Below are 13471 nucleotides of genomic sequence, written 5' to 3'. Positions count from 1 at the left end.
CTCACAGCACAGCGTAAATGTGTCGGTCAGTTATGGGTTCCGGAGCAGCCTGCGCAGCAGCACCACGAAGATGGTGGCTGAAGCCGCTAGGGCGGCAAAGGGCTTCCACCGGACGCCGGCATTCTCAATGGAATCCGAGAACGCGGCGAATTTTTGTCCGGCCGTGGCCTTGCCATGCTCAACAACGGCTTTGCCCTCCCCCAGCTTTTCCTTGGCCGCACCCAGCAGGAAACTGACCTGGGGCTTAACGTCGAGCTCGGCGTCCAGCTCGTCTCGGACTTCGGCGATGTGCCGCCGCCGCTGCTCCAGCCTGCGGTGAAGCTCGGGCTCGGACGCGTGCGGGAACTCCACCCTGTGAGCCTCTTCCTTGGCTTCCTTCTCTGCCTTGGCCTTGGCAGCGGCTTCGTCCTTGGCGGCCTTGGCGGCTTTGGCCTCCGGGCTGTTCGGATCAAGGATTGCAGCGTTGAAGTCCGAGCCTTCCTTGGCAATCCCCAGATCGTACTTGATCCCCCGGATGGTCTCCTCCGGCAACAGGGGCATAGCCTTCTTGAATTTGCGGAGACCGATCAGCGCACCGATGAGCCCAATGACCAGGAACGCGGCGCAGACAAGCAAGGCCGCGAGCCAGGCCGGCATGATGGTGGCGAGGCCCATGATGGCGGCCACAATGAGGCCAACTACCAGGAAAGCCAGGAAAAGGAGCGCGACGGCGAAAAACGCGGCCGCCACCCCCACCTGAATGCCCTTGCGCTTCAGCTCTACCTTGGCAAAGGCGATTTCGTCGTTGAGTTGGCGGGGTGCAAGGCGAAAGAGAAGTTTCAGCGTCCTGGGGAGTGCGGTGATACGCAGTCCCTGGCTGGTCCGCCCGGTGTGTCGTCCGCTCATCGGTTCCCGCCTTAATTGTTGCTGGTCTGCTGTTTGGTCGATCCGTCGTCAGTGATCTGCAGGAGCGTGCGACAGCACAGTCCCGCCCCCAAAGCTATCATTCAGCTTCAGGCAACCGTCCGTGCTGGCCTTACGGCGCGCCTGTAAGACCATGAGGAAGTGACCTGCCGGGCCTAGGATTGGTCTCCGTGACCACTCCCTTCAATCCGGGCGATTCACTGAGCCGCCGCCGGAAATTTCTGTACATCCTCCTCCTCGGCGCCCTCACCGCATTGGGACCCTTCACGATCGATCTGTACCTGCCAGCCTTTCCGGCGCTCGAAGCCAGCCTGGGTGTCTCAGAAGCACAGGTACAGCTGACCCTGGCCGGTACCACGGTGGGCTTTGCCTTGGGTCAGCTGGTGGTGGGCCCGCTCAGCGACAGGTTCGGCCGGCGGTTGCCGCTGATCCTTGCCACCGCACTGCACATTGCTTCTTCCGTGGGGGCGGCCCTGTCCACCGATATCGCCATGCTGGGTTTCTTCCGCGTGCTGATGGGTGTGGGCGCGGCCGGCGGTGGCGTGGTGGCCATGGCCATGGTGCGCGATTTGTACTCCGGCTACGCCATGGTGCGGATGTTCTCACGGATGGCTCTGGTGAACGGTCTCGCACCGATCCTGGCTCCCGTCATCGGATCGCAGCTGCTCCTGGTGATGCCGTGGCCCGGCATCTTCGTGTTCCTCGCCTGTTACGGCGCCCTGGTGATCATTGGCGCGCTTTTCCTGGTCCGGGAAACCCTGCCGCCGGAGATGCGCGGCCATTCCGGCCTGACTGCCGGCCAGCGCTACAAAGTCCTCTTTACGGACCGGATATTTGTTGGTCTGCTGGTGGTGGGCGGCATGAACTTCGCTGGCCTGTTCACATACCTGTCTGCTTCACCGTTCCTGTTCCAGGACATTTTCGGATTCTCACCGCAGGAGTATGGCCTGCTCTTCGGAATCAATTCGCTGGGCATCGTGGCCGGCGTCCAAATCAGTTCCCGGCTCATCAGGAGGGTCCCGCCGCAGTGGATCCTGGTCTATGCCACAGCCTGGATGTTCCTCATGGCCCTGCTGATCGTGATTTTCGACCAGGCCGGCCTGGGCCTCTGGGGCGTCCTCGTCCCGCTTTGGCTCTACATTATGGGCACAGGATTCATGTTCCCTTGTGTGCAGGTCCTGGCGCTGTCCAGCCACGGGGCGCAGGCCGGCACGGCCGCCTCCCTCCTGGGGGCCGCGACCTTCCTCATGGCGGGCCTGATCTCACCGGTAGTGGGGTGGCTGGGGATCACCAGCTCCACGCCCATGGGAGCCGTTCAGGCCGCATGCATCTTGGTGGCGATAGCCGCTCTCTGGCTGATCGTGCGGCCGCGCACCGTCCCGTCTATCCAGTGAGCGGGCAAATTCCGCGAGCCGGCAATGCCCATGAGCCCGTCCACGCGCCGAGCCCCGCCCACGCGCTGGGTCGCATCCACACATAGAGTCCAACCCACACACCGAGCCCCGCAGCCAGCCGAAAGGTGACCTGATGAAACGCAAACCGCACCGCAACCCCAGGGGACTGTTCCTCGGGGCGGTGCTGGGCGCCGTCGCCGGCTATTTTGCCGGCCGGATGTTCGGCAGTCCGGCCATCGGGATCATCCTCGGCGCGCTGGCAGGCTCGGCGTTGCTGTACCGGCTGAACCCCGGGCCCTGGAACCGCAAGTAGGTGAACCACCGGCACGCCCCTGGCCGTGAAAGCCGCCAGCGCGTGAACCGGCGCGTGCCCTGCCCGCGATTCCGGCCATGGTTCCGGCCCTCAGGGCGGCTGCCGGCAAAGGAGGCGCCGACCCTGCCGTGGCGCACCGTCGCGCGATAAAATAAATCCATGCCCAGCTGGCAGTACTCCTCGCCGCTCCCGGCCACCTGGCAACGTTGCGACTCCGGCATCCTGCCACTGTGGTGGGATCGGTTGTGCGCGCAGACGGGCCAGCAGTCGGCGGCCCTCTACGCTGCCGGCCTGTTCACGGAGGACCGGCGCCGGCCCATCGCCCAGTGGTTCAACCCCGCCTCCAGCGCGGCCCTCCTGGTAGCCCCTGAGACGTCCGCCGAGTGGCCGGTGCAGCGTTTCGGTATCTTCTACGCGCCGCCGGCCGCAGGCTTCGCCCGGGTGCACTCAGCACCGCATGAGTGGCACCCGCGCGAACCCCGCAAGTCCCCCACTGAGCAGGAAGCCTTCCTCGCAGCCATCGCCGAGGCCGAACGTTTCCTGCAGGTGGAAATGGACTTTGTCTAACGGGCAAATCCAGGGGGCAAATCCAGGGGGCAAGGTCCAGTCAACAAGAAATCCCCGCCCTCACCTGAGGACGGGGATTTCTTGTTGTTGGCTCCTCCTGCTGGACTTGAACCAGCAACCCTTCGATTAACAGTCGAATGCTCTGCCAATTGAGCTAAGGAGGAATGAAGCAGGTATGACCTTAGCAAAGGTCTCCCGGCAAAGGGAAATCGGTGCCACCAAAGGGCCGGGATACCCTCCCCGGGTAGAAAAAAATCCCCGCTCCGGAGACCCGGAACGGGGATTGTGCGCTCCTCCTGCTGGACTTGAACCAGCAACCCTTCGATTAACAGTCGAATGCTCTGCCAATTGAGCTAAGGAGGAATGAAGCGGGTACCAGCCTAGCAAAGACCCCGCGGGGAAGTGAAATCGGAAGCGAAATCGGGGCCCTTAAGCGTCCGAGCGCAGGGCCCTGCGTTCCATTTCCAGCATCATCAGTTCCCGGTTGAGCCGTTGGAAGTCCGCGGGATTGGCTGCCGGGTCCAGCCGCTGCAACTGGCCCATCTTGTCGGCCTTCACCCGGGTGATCTGGAGCTCGAACAGGCGCGCCAGGATGTCCTTGCAGTATTTCTGCACGGCTTCGGCGGTGCTGGCCGGCAGCGGCACCACGGCCAGTTCAGACACCAACGGACGCAGGGGTTCCGGGACTTCGTTCATCACCTGCTCCACCCAGCGCACAGGTTCGCCGATGAAACCCGGTCCCGAGGCCCGCATGGCGTCGTGAACGGCCTGGAATGCGGGCGTGACGAACCGCGCAGCCGAGAAACGCTCCCAGATGCCGCCGCCCAGGGATGCAGGCTCCTGCAGCGCCACCTCCAGCGCCTGCCGCTCCATGGACGCCACCGGGTCGCGGGGATCGGGGCGGTGATAAGAGGGAACAGCGCCCGACGCCGGTCCCGCAGCGACGCCGGGTCCGCCGGCTTGTGCAGGCCTCACGGGAGCCGGGCCCCCTGCCGGGCCAACGGCGGATCCCGTGCCGCCCTGCGGGCCGGCGCTGGCGCGCTTCATGGCTACCGCCACGGCCCTGCTAACCTCTTCCACCGGTATGCCGAGCCAGCCTGCCAGTTCACGGGCGTAGGCGGGCCTGATGCCGGCGTCGCGGATCTGTGCCACCACCGGAGCAGATTCCCGCAGCGCGGCCACACGGCCCTCAACGGTGTCCAGGTTGTGGCGCTTCAATGTTGCTTTGATGGCGAATTCAAACAGTGGGCGCCGGCTGTTGATCAGATCCCGGACGGCGGCGTCCCCCTTGGTCTGCCGCAGGTCGCAGGGATCGGCGCCGGTGGGGTCCACAGCCACATAGTTCTGCGCCACGAAGCGCTGGTCCTCCTCGAAGGCCCGCAACGCGGCCTTCTGGCCGGCGGCGTCGCCGTCGAAGGTAAAGATGACCTCTCCCCCGCTGCCGTCGTCGGACAGCAGCCGCCGGGCGATCTTGATGTGCTCGGTACCGAACGCAGTACCGCACGTGGCCACCGCCGTCGGGATTCCCGCGAGGTGGCAGGCCATGACATCCGTGTAGCCCTCCACCACCACGAGCTGCCTGTCCTTGGCGACGTGTTTTTTGGCGAGGTCAATCCCGTAGAGCACCTGGGACTTTTTGTAGAGCGTGGTTTCGGGGGTGTTGAGGTACTTGGGGCCCTGATCGTCCTCGTAGAGTTTCCGTGCGCCGAAGCCGATGGTGTCGCCGGCGATATCGCGGATGGGCCAGATCAGGCGGCCGCGGAATCGGTCGTAGATCCCCCGATTGCCTTCAGAAAACATCCCCGTCAATTTCAACTCAGCATCTGTGAAACCGCGCCCGCGCAGGTGCTTCAGCAGCGCGTCCCACCCCTGTGGCGCGTAGCCCACGCCGAATTGCTCTGAGACGGCCCGGTCAAAGCCGCGGTTGTACAGGAAGTTCCGGCCTTCGGCTGCGCCCGGCGTCAGCAGCTGGGCGCGGAAGAACTCATCGGCAATTTTGTGGGCATCCAGGAGCCGCTGGCGCCGGCCCACCTCTTCGCGGCTGGGGCCGGTCCCGCCGTCTTCGTAGCGCAGTTCGTAGCCGATTCGGGCGGCCAGCTTTTCCACAGCTTCATGGAAGGACGTGTGGTCCTGTTTCTGCACAAAGGCAATAACGTCGCCGTCTTCGCCGCAGCCGAAGCAGTGGTACCGGCCCACCTGCGGGCGGACGGTGAACGACGGCGAGCGCTCGTCGTGGAAAGGGCACAGGCCCTTATACGTGCCCAGGCCGGCACCCTTGAGTGTGACGTACCCGTCAACCACTTCCTTGATGTCCGTGCGCTGGCGTACTTCGTCAATATCTTCACGTTTGATCAGGCCAACCACAGTGCCATCCTAGTCCCGGGGTGCGACAGGGAAAGGCGCCCTATGGCCTCTGTCACCAAAGCGACGGCAGGCTACCCACGAGCCGTTCGTACATAGCCAGCGCCGACCCGTCCGTGAGCGACGCCACCTGGTCGATGACCACCCTCAGCCGTGCGCCGTCGTCGGCCGCGTCCCGCCAGTCCGCCGCGAACATCGGCTCCAGGTGGCGGTCACCCGCGGCGTTCAGGGCGATGACCAGGGCGTGCAGGACCTCGCGCTGGCGCTCGTAAATGGGCTGGCGGTGTTCGGTGGTCATCACAAAGGTGGTGGCCAGGCCTTTCATCACCGCGATCTCCATCACTGTTTCGTCCGGGACCATCAGCTCGGCGTTGTACCTGGTGAGGTTTTCCGGGCCGTAACGGGTACGGGTGGTCTCCAGGGCGCTCTGGCAGAACCGGCCGATCAGCTGGCTGGTCATGTTCTTCAGGGCGGCCATGGATTGGCGGCTGCCGTCGGCTTCACGGACCCAGACATCGGTGGCCTCGAGCCGGGCCAGGGCGGCGTCGATGGCGGCCGGATCATTGTGCGGGAGGTACCACTGCTTGGCGTAGCCCACCACCCGGGCTCGGTGGTCCGGGTTGTCCATCCAGCGCAGCTGGAAGTGCCCTGCCACAATCGCGTCCTCGACGTCGTGCACCGAGTAGGAAATGTCGTCGGCCAGGTCCATGACCTGGGCTTCAAGGCAGGACCGGCGCGCGGGGGCGCCTTCCCGGATCCAGTTGAAGATGGGGAGATCGTCCTCGTAGGCGCCGAACTTGCTGGTGCGCTGACCGTGGATCACGGGCGCGTCCAGTGCCGACCACGGGTATTTCGACGCCGCGTCAAGGCTGGCGCGGGTGAGGTTCAGTCCCGCCGGGCGGCCGTCGGCGGCCAGCACTTTGGGTTCGAGGCGCGTGAGCAGGCGGAGGGTCTGGGCGTTCCCTTCGAACCCGCCGATGGCGTGTGCCACCTCGTTGAGGGCAGACTCGCCGTTGTGCCCGAAGGGCGGGTGTCCCAGATCATGGCTGAGGCACGCGGTGTCCACAACGTCCGGATCGCAGCCCAGGGCGCGGCCAAGCTCCCGGCCCACCTGCGCCACTTCGAGGCTGTGGGTCAGGCGGGTGCGGACGAAGTCGTCCGTGTCCGGCGCCACTACCTGCGTCTTGGCACCGAGCCGGCGCAGGGCCGAGGAGTGCAAGACCCGTGCACGGTCGCGCTCAAAATCGGAGCGGTAGTTGTTCTTGGGCGGCTCCTCCACCCAGCGGGCCGAGTCCCGTGCCTCGTAGCCGGGCAGCACCGGTGCCGTGGTACGGGTTTCAGCCACCGGAGACATCCAGCTCCGCGGCTGAGATGTCCTTGGACTGGGCCTCGTTCAGGGCGCGGGATTCCAGCCAGTCCTTGGGCAGCGCCGGCCTCTTGGCCGATCCCGCCCGGCCGCGCGGTCCTTCGGCATCCACACCGGGGTAGGGCGAATCCAGGTCCAGCTGGTCCAGGGTCTCGCGCAAGATCTCCAGGCTGGTCACGAGCGCCAGCTTAGTCCGCAGTTCGCCGCCCACCACGTAGCCCTTGAAGTACCAGGCGATGTGCTTGCGGATCTCACGCAGGGCCTTGTCTTCATCGCCGAAGGTTTCGACCATTAGTTCGGCGTGCCGGTAAACGCTGTCGGCCACCTTCCGGGCGTCCGGCTTATGGCGGACATCGCTTCCCTCGAAAGCAGCCATCAGGTCGCCGAACAGCCACGGGCGCCCCTGGCAGCCACGGCCCACCACCACGCCGTCCACCCCGGTTTCGCGGACCATGCGGACAGCGTCCTCGGCAGACCAGATGTCGCCGTTGCCCAGGACGGGGACATCCGGGAGGGCTTCGCGGAGCCGTGCGATGGCCGTCCAGTCGGCCTGGCCCGAGTAGAACTGCGCGGCTGTCCTGCCGTGGAGTGCGACGGCGGCAACACCGGAATCACGGGCGATCCGGCCAGCGTCGAGGTACGTAAGGTGGTCCTCGTCAATGCCTTTGCGCATCTTGATGGTGAGCGGGATGTTGCCCTTGGTGGCCTCTTTGACCGCCGTCTGGACAATGGAGGTGAACAGGTCGATCTTCCACGGCAGGGCCGAGCCGCCGCCGCGCCGCGTCACCTTGGGGACGGGGCAGCCGAAGTTCAGGTCGATGTGGTCCGCGCGGTCCTCGTCCACGAGCATCCGCACGGCGGCGCCCACCGTCACGGGATCCACGCCGTACAGCTGGACGGACCGTACTTTTTCGTCGTCGTCGTGCGAGATGATGCGCAGCGATTCGGGCGTGCGCTCAACGAGGGCACGCGAGGTGACCATCTCCGCCACATAGAGGCCGCCGCCGTATTCACGGCACAAGCGACGAAAGGCGGAGTTGGTGATGCCCGCCATGGGAGCCAGGATCACGGGGGTGTCCACCGTGATGTTGCCCAGCTTCAGGGGCGGGAGTTCCAGCTTGGGGGCAGGAGGCGTTGCGGTAACAGTCACCTGTCCATTGTCGCAAAGGCGGGCAAATCGGCGGGATTACCTTCCGCTCGGGTCAGCCGCGGTCCGCGCGGCGGCCTCGCCGGGTTTCGGGCGCCCCCAGGTTTGCCCCGCTCTCCGCCTCCACTGGCACCCCGTCATCCAGCGCTGTACCACGCGACCGGCCGCTGACAACTGCCGCTGCAAGCGCACCGGTATCGCCGACGTCGTCCGGGTTGATTTCCTGAACCGCTGCGCTGCTGGCCGGCACCGGCTGGCCCGCTGTCCGGATGCTGGTGGCCTTGACCACCAGCACGCCGATCAGGGTGGTCACCGGAATGGCCAGCACCAGCCCAATGGAACCGACAAGCGTCCGGATGACTTCCTCGGACAGCTCGGCGCTGGTGAGGGTGTCCCCCAGCGGACGGTTGTAGAGCATCACAATAATCAGGATGGGCAGGGCTGCGCCCGCGTAGGCAAAGGCGATGGTGTACACGGTAGAGGCGATGTGGTCGCGGCCGATCCGCATGGCGGAGGTGAACAGCTTGCGGGCGCTGGTGCCGGGTGCCAGCTCGTACAGTTCCCAGACAGCGGAGGACTGTGTGATGGTGACGTCATTCAGCACACCCAGCCCCGAGATGATCAGGCCGCACAGGATCACCCCAGAAATGGAGATGTTGGCCGAGGTATTGATCAAGGTGGTGGCGTCGTGGCTGCCCACTCCGGCGAGGTTGGCGGCGTCCGTGGCCCAGGCAGCCAGCAACGCCGTAATGCCCAGCCCAAACATGGTGCCCAGCAGCGCCGTCGAGGTCCGGGCCGAGAATCCATGGGCAAAATACAGCACCCCGATCATAATCACCGTGGATCCCACCAGCGCCAGCAATAGCGGAGGCTTCCCCTCCACCAGTCCCGGCAGCATAAACCCGGCAAGGACAAAGTAGGCGCCCACCAGGCCAAGGAGTGCGCGGAGTCCCCGCCACCGTGCCACGACAATCACCACCAAGGCGTACAGGAGCGCCAGCACCACGATGGGCAGGGTCCGGACGAAGTCAACAAAAATGTAGGCTGGCGAGCCCTGCGACGCCGCCGCCCCCTGGGCCTTGGAGAGGTTCAGGTACCTGATTTGGTCCCCCGGCCGCACCCCGTGTGATTTTGCGACATCGGGGTTGATCACCACTTTGACGGGGCTGCCGCCCTGGTCGGGTTGCGTGAAGGCAAACATGCAGTCCGAACCCTGCGGGGCTGGCTGGCCGGTGCCATCGGCGGACGGGCCGCCAGCAACTGAGCCTTGCATGCAGCTTTCTTCGACCACACTTTGGATCTTGCCGGTGTCAAAGGTGACACCGGGCGCGGCCGAGTAGGGGCTGGCGAGCGAGATCCCCTCTTTGGACCCGGACGGCCACAGCATGGCCATTCCTGCCAGGGTCAGCAGCGTCAGCGGAACCAGCACCGCGGCAAGGATGCGGTTCGCCTTCCGGCGCGCAGCAATCGCTTCTGCTGTCGGCTCCGAATGATCTATGGAAGCGTGGGAGTGACCGGATCCCATCAGCAGCTAATCCTCATACCTTGAACTCTACGTCCGGCACCTTAAGGTTGATAAATGGCAGGAAGCGGGAAGGAACCAGTCATGACGGACCGCAAAACCCAGGAGTACCGGAGTACCCCCGGCAACGCCGCCGAAAAGGCGCGGGGCAGCAGGCAGCAGGCGGCCCTCACCGTCCTGCCGGCCGCCGGCGCCACGAAGGGCGTGGCCCTGGTGCTGCACGGCGGCAGGGCGCACAGCTACGAACCCGTGGCTGCCCTGCAATTGAGCCCGCTGCGGATGGTCACCTTTGCCCGCCACCTGCACCAGGCGGGCAGGTGTCACGGGCTGGCAGTCTGGTCACTGCGGAACAGCGTGCGCGGCTGGAATGGGAAGGACATGTCCGCGCTCCACGATGCCCGCTGGGCCCTCCAGCACATCACCGCACAGCACCCCGGTGTTCCTGTCTTCCTGGTAGGCCATTCCATGGGTGGCCTCACCGCCGTCTGCGCGGCCGACGCTTCGAATGTGGAAGCTGTGGTTGCCCTGGCGCCATGGCTCGGGCCGGAGACCCCGGCCGAACGGGTTGCCGGACGCAAGGTCCTCATTGTCCATGGCACCGATGACCGAATGACAAGCCCCACCCAATCGCGGCAGTTTGCCCGCCGTGCCGCTGACGCAGCGGCCTCCATGCAGTACGTTTCGATCAGCGGTGCCGGGCATTTCATGGTCCGGCGGGTCCGCCTGTGGCACTCTTTGGCCACAGGCTTTGTGATGAAGGCCTTCGCCGAGCGCATCGGCTTTGATTCCCCGGCGTCCCACACCCTGGACGAACTGTTGCCGGCATCCGCCACGCAGGTGAACCTGTGAGCCCATTTCCCTCGCCGGAGTTCGCTGTTTCGCTGCCGTGGACGGCGTTGGCTGTAGTTGTGGTCCTGGCGGTAACTTTTGCCGTGGCCGTCAGGCAGGGCAGGCACTCGGTCATGGACGTCGCCTGGGGGCCCGGGTTCGTCGCCGTGGCGGCGGTTTGCTGGTTCCTTTCCGCCGGATCGGGCGACGACACGCGGCGCCTGCTGCTGGTCCTCCTGACTGCGGTCTGGGGGCTGCGGCTCGGAATCCACATCGGCTGGCGGGCGCGGGACGGGCACGAAGACCCGCGCTACAAAAACCTCCTGTCATCGGCGCCTGGATCCAGAAACACCTACGCGCTCCGCCGCGTCTACCTGCCGCAGGGCGCCTCGATGTTCTTTGTGTCCCTGACGGTCCAGGTGGGAATGTTCGCCACCGGCGCCGTGGGATGGGTGGCAGTCCTTGGAGTCCTGCTCTGGGTCCTGGGTTTCGTGTTTGAGACCGTGGGCGACTGGCAGCTGGCGCAGTTCAAGAAGGACCCCTCGCGCCGCGGCACGGTGCTCAATACCGGTTTGTGGCGGTACACCAGGCACCCCAACTACTTCGGCGACGCCGCCGTGTGGACGGGTCTGTTCCTGATTGCCGCAGACTCCTGGCCGGGTGTACTCACCATCCTTTCACCGGCCCTCATGATCTGGACCCTCGCGGCCAAGACCGGCAAACCCCTCGCCGAGAAGGCCATGTCCAGCCGGCCCGGCTATCAGGAGTACCTGGAGTCGACGTCGGGGTTCCTGCCGTGGCCACCACGCCGGCGCACCAACGGCGGAGCCGGGCAGCGGCGAGCAGGCGGCGGATAACCGGCCCGCCGCCTGGCTAGACTCCCACTGGCATTGATCAACTCAATGGAGAGGTATTCCTGTGGCACGCAGTCCTGAAAAACGGCGGCCTCGAAGATTCCCGGGCGCCTAGGTAGCCCAAAAGATGGCGGCCTGGACCGAGAAAGGATTCCCGGGCGCCTACATCTTTCCCCTGGCGGGCGTCGTCCTCATCGCCGTCGCCGCCCGTAGCCAGGCTCATCATCCGGCTCGCCCTGATCCCGGCCGCTGCCCGCACCGCCGTGGCGCAGTCTGGGGCGCTGGGCCTGTCCTCCTCCGCTGCGCAGTTGCAGGCCACGGCGGCGTCCCTCCCGCCCGCCTTGCTGGAGATCACCGGCGTGCTGGACTTCGGCACCACTATCTTCACCTGGCGATCCTGACGGAACTGACCACCGTGATCGCGCATTTCTCTGCACCCCAGGGCGGTGCGATCCGCACCGCAGAGGATCTCGGCGTCGAACTCGACGACGAACCCGTCGCAGCGGCACCGCAACGGGTCCCTGCTGGTGTTCCTGATCCTGGGCCTCGTGCTGCACGGAACTCCGCGGAACTTCCTGCAGGCGGTCAACAAGGCCGTCCCCCGACCGCCGGAATCCTGGTTCAGTTCCCGCTCTCCGCCATGGCAGCCATCCTGACCAGGGCCACCGGCAACGGCGGCATGACCCTGTCCTCACACCTGGCCGAGTTTTTCTCGGACATCGGCGGTGGCGGCGCGTTCGCCGTCGTCATCGCCTTGTATACGGCCCTGCTAGGCCTGCTTGTGCCCTCCGACGGCGGCAAATGGCTCGTCGAGGCGCCGTATGTCATGCAGTTAGCCACCGATGTCCAGATGAACCTTGGCCGGACCGTGCAGATCTACAACATCGCCGAGGCGCTGCCCAATCTGGGCAACCCGTTCTTTATGCTGCCGCTCCTGGCGGTGCTGAGGCTGCGCGCCCGTGACCTGATGGGATTCACGTTCCTGCAGTTTGTCTTGCACCTGCCGGTGGTGCGGCTGCTCGTGTGGCTGCTCGGGATGACGTTCAACTTCGTGCCACCTGTGCTCCCAGCCGGAACGGCCGTGCCGTAGCAGGACTTAACTGGATAGCGCCAAGTCGTTTTAAGGGTTCAAACGACTTGGCGCTACTCAGATGCGGACGGCTGGGCCGCCTGGGCCCGACAGGTCAGTCCGAGACGACCAGCGTGTCGGCCCCCTGCTGGCGGGCCGTGCCGCTTTCCAGCAAGGGCTCGACGGCGGCGCGCAGGGCCGTCATCGAATCGTCCAGTTCCAGCATGACCGGGTGCTGGTACGCGAGAAGCGCGAGGAGGTCGCGGACCGCGGCTGCGGCGTCGTCGGCGTCCAGTGCGGGTTCGTGGCCCACAAAGACGTCCGTCGCCTGGTGCCCTTGGGCGGATGCGGTGGCCGCCGTCGGGTCCTGGGCCGGCTGGGCGTAGCTCACTGCAAACGCCCGGATGCGGCCCTTTTTGCTGGGCGCAACCCCGGCGCCAAAAGCGGATTCCGGCTCAGCACGCAACACAATGGCACCGTGCGCGCCGGTGAGGTCGTCCAGGAACAGCTTCTGCACCTGCCCCACCGACAACACGCCCGGCGAATCCCAGCCGTGGATGGACGTGTAGTACCGCCCCACCAGGTCGGTCAGCTCAACAGAGCCCGTGGCGAGGTCCATGACCACATCGGAACCGGCGTTCTCATCGTTCGCCGGCCGGCCGCCATCGTCCTTGCCAGGGAACACCGGCAGCTTCAGCGCGCCGGGGTCCACCACAACCAGCCGGGAGCGCTGGATGGGCGAGAGCCCGAACGACTCGGCAAACGCCGCGCCAGGGCTGCCGGGCTGCACCTTCGCGCGGAGCCTGGCAACGCCCGACGGCGCCCGCTCGGCTTCGCGGCGCAGCATGGTCAGGAGCGTGGCACCGATGCCGGAGCGCCGGTGGTCGCGCGCCACCTCAATGTACGCCCACAGCCGTTCGGGGTGCAGCGAGGCTTCGTAGACCACGCCGGCCGCTACCGGAATGCCGACGCCGTCGATCACGTCCTCGGCCACGATGGTTCGCCGCCACGGGGTCCCGTCGTTGCCGGCAGACGAGACGGTCAGGGCCCCGCGGAACTGCCGGGCCTGCTCGGTCTCCGTGCCGCCCCAGATTTCGAGCAGCGCCAGGTCATCGCCGTCGCGCCATTCGCGGTATTCGATGGCCAT

General features: G+C 65.9%; 12 protein-coding genes and 2 tRNA genes. 6 read left to right on the top strand and 8 right to left on the bottom strand.

From position 1 onward, the window contains the following. Positions 1–30 precede the first annotated feature (30 nt). Positions 31–885: a phage holin family protein gene (locus tag ABIB45_RS07445; RefSeq protein WP_354215262.1), complete on the bottom strand. Its 855-nt coding sequence runs from the start codon at positions 883–885 to the stop codon at positions 31–33. A gap of 188 nt (positions 886–1073) precedes the next feature. Here ABIB45_RS07445 and ABIB45_RS07440 point away from each other — a divergent pair, with 188 nt between their 5' ends. The 3 genes from ABIB45_RS07440 to ABIB45_RS07430 all read left to right on the top strand — a co-directional run bounded on the left by ABIB45_RS07440 (position 1074) and on the right by ABIB45_RS07430 (position 3177). Continuing rightward, positions 1074–2297 carry a multidrug effflux MFS transporter gene (locus ABIB45_RS07440; protein ID WP_354215261.1) on the top strand — a complete coding sequence of 408 codons (1224 nt, stop codon included), beginning with the start codon at positions 1074–1076 and terminating at the stop codon, positions 2295–2297. A gap of 133 nt (positions 2298–2430) precedes the next feature. Further along, a complete protein-coding gene (locus ABIB45_RS07435) occupies positions 2431–2610 on the top strand; it encodes a hypothetical protein (protein WP_354215260.1) in 180 nt (59 codons plus the stop codon). Between the two features lie 159 nt (positions 2611–2769). Continuing rightward, positions 2770–3177 (top strand): hypothetical protein, encoded by a 408-nt coding sequence (locus ABIB45_RS07430; protein ID WP_354215259.1) that lies wholly within the window; start codon positions 2770–2772, stop codon positions 3175–3177. Positions 3178–3265: 88 nt separating this feature from the next. Here the strand turns inward: ABIB45_RS07430 and ABIB45_RS07425 are convergent. The 6 genes from ABIB45_RS07425 to ABIB45_RS07400 form a co-directional block, all read right to left on the bottom strand. Next, positions 3266–3341 (bottom strand) — tRNA-Asn (locus ABIB45_RS07425). A 126-nt stretch (positions 3342–3467) separates the two neighbouring features. After that, positions 3468–3540 (bottom strand) — tRNA-Asn (locus ABIB45_RS07420). A 66-nt stretch (positions 3541–3606) separates the two neighbouring features. Further along, positions 3607–5541 (bottom strand): DNA primase, encoded by a 1935-nt coding sequence (gene dnaG, locus ABIB45_RS07415; RefSeq protein ID WP_354215258.1) that lies wholly within the window; start codon positions 5539–5541, stop codon positions 3607–3609. Between the two features lie 52 nt (positions 5542–5593). Further along, positions 5594–6892, bottom strand: a complete 1299-nt coding sequence (locus ABIB45_RS07410; protein WP_354215257.1) for a deoxyguanosinetriphosphate triphosphohydrolase — start codon at positions 6890–6892, stop codon at positions 5594–5596. Continuing rightward, positions 6876–8054 carry a tRNA dihydrouridine synthase DusB gene (gene dusB, locus ABIB45_RS07405; protein WP_354215256.1) on the bottom strand — a complete coding sequence of 393 codons (1179 nt, stop codon included), beginning with the start codon at positions 8052–8054 and terminating at the stop codon, positions 6876–6878. The genes ABIB45_RS07410 and dusB overlap by 17 nt, the downstream gene beginning before the upstream one ends. 52 nt (positions 8055–8106) lie before the next feature. Then, entirely contained in the window at positions 8107–9576 is a 1470-nt protein-coding gene (locus tag ABIB45_RS07400; protein ID WP_354215255.1) for a YibE/F family protein, read from the bottom strand. An 81-nt stretch (positions 9577–9657) separates the two neighbouring features. On the opposite strand from ABIB45_RS07400, the gene ABIB45_RS07395 reads away from it, so the two are divergent. The 3 genes from ABIB45_RS07395 (at position 9658) to ABIB45_RS07385 (ending at position 12345) form a co-directional block, all read left to right on the top strand. Further along, positions 9658–10422: an alpha/beta hydrolase gene (locus tag ABIB45_RS07395; protein ID WP_354215254.1), complete on the top strand. Its 765-nt coding sequence runs from the start codon at positions 9658–9660 to the stop codon at positions 10420–10422. Continuing rightward, positions 10419–11258: a DUF1295 domain-containing protein gene (locus ABIB45_RS07390; RefSeq protein WP_354215253.1), complete on the top strand. Its 840-nt coding sequence runs from the start codon at positions 10419–10421 to the stop codon at positions 11256–11258. Before ABIB45_RS07395 ends, ABIB45_RS07390 begins: the two co-directional genes overlap by 4 nt. A 124-nt stretch (positions 11259–11382) precedes the next feature. Then, the gene (locus tag ABIB45_RS07385; RefSeq protein WP_354215252.1) at positions 11383–12345 is read left to right on the top strand and encodes a TIGR00366 family protein; all 963 of its coding nucleotides are present in this window, start codon (positions 11383–11385) and stop codon (positions 12343–12345) included. Positions 12346–12439: 94 nt separating this feature from the next. On the opposite strand, the gene ABIB45_RS07380 is transcribed toward ABIB45_RS07385, so the two are convergent. Next, positions 12440–13471 (bottom strand): GNAT family N-acetyltransferase, encoded by a 1032-nt coding sequence (locus ABIB45_RS07380; RefSeq protein WP_354215251.1) that lies wholly within the window; start codon positions 13469–13471, stop codon positions 12440–12442.

It is taken from the genome of Arthrobacter sp. UYCo732, from assembly GCF_040547265.1.
GTDB lineage: Bacteria > Actinomycetota > Actinomycetes > Actinomycetales > Micrococcaceae > Arthrobacter.
Note: the sequence above shows the minus strand (reverse complement) of the source record. Positions and strands in the feature narration are given on the sequence as shown.

Coding starts and splice junctions, on each gene's coding strand:
- ABIB45_RS07435 (WP_354215260.1), top strand. CDS start 2,431: ATGAAACGCAAACCGCACCGCAACCCCAGGGGACTGTTCCTCGGGGCG.
- ABIB45_RS07430 (WP_354215259.1), top strand. CDS start 2,770: ATGCCCAGCTGGCAGTACTCCTCGCCGCTCCCGGCCACCTGGCAACGT.
- ABIB45_RS07385 (WP_354215252.1), top strand. CDS start 11,383: ATGGCGGCCTGGACCGAGAAAGGATTCCCGGGCGCCTACATCTTTCCC.
- ABIB45_RS07410 (WP_354215257.1), bottom strand. CDS start 6,892: ATGTCTCCGGTGGCTGAAACCCGTACCACGGCACCGGTGCTGCCCGGC.
- ABIB45_RS07380 (WP_354215251.1), bottom strand. CDS start 13,471: ATGGCCATCGAATACCGCGAATGGCGCGACGGCGATGACCTGGCGCTG.
- ABIB45_RS07445 (WP_354215262.1), bottom strand. CDS start 885: ATGAGCGGACGACACACCGGGCGGACCAGCCAGGGACTGCGTATCACC.
- ABIB45_RS07400 (WP_354215255.1), bottom strand. CDS start 9,576: ATGGGATCCGGTCACTCCCACGCTTCCATAGATCATTCGGAGCCGACA.
- ABIB45_RS07395 (WP_354215254.1), top strand. CDS start 9,658: ATGACGGACCGCAAAACCCAGGAGTACCGGAGTACCCCCGGCAACGCC.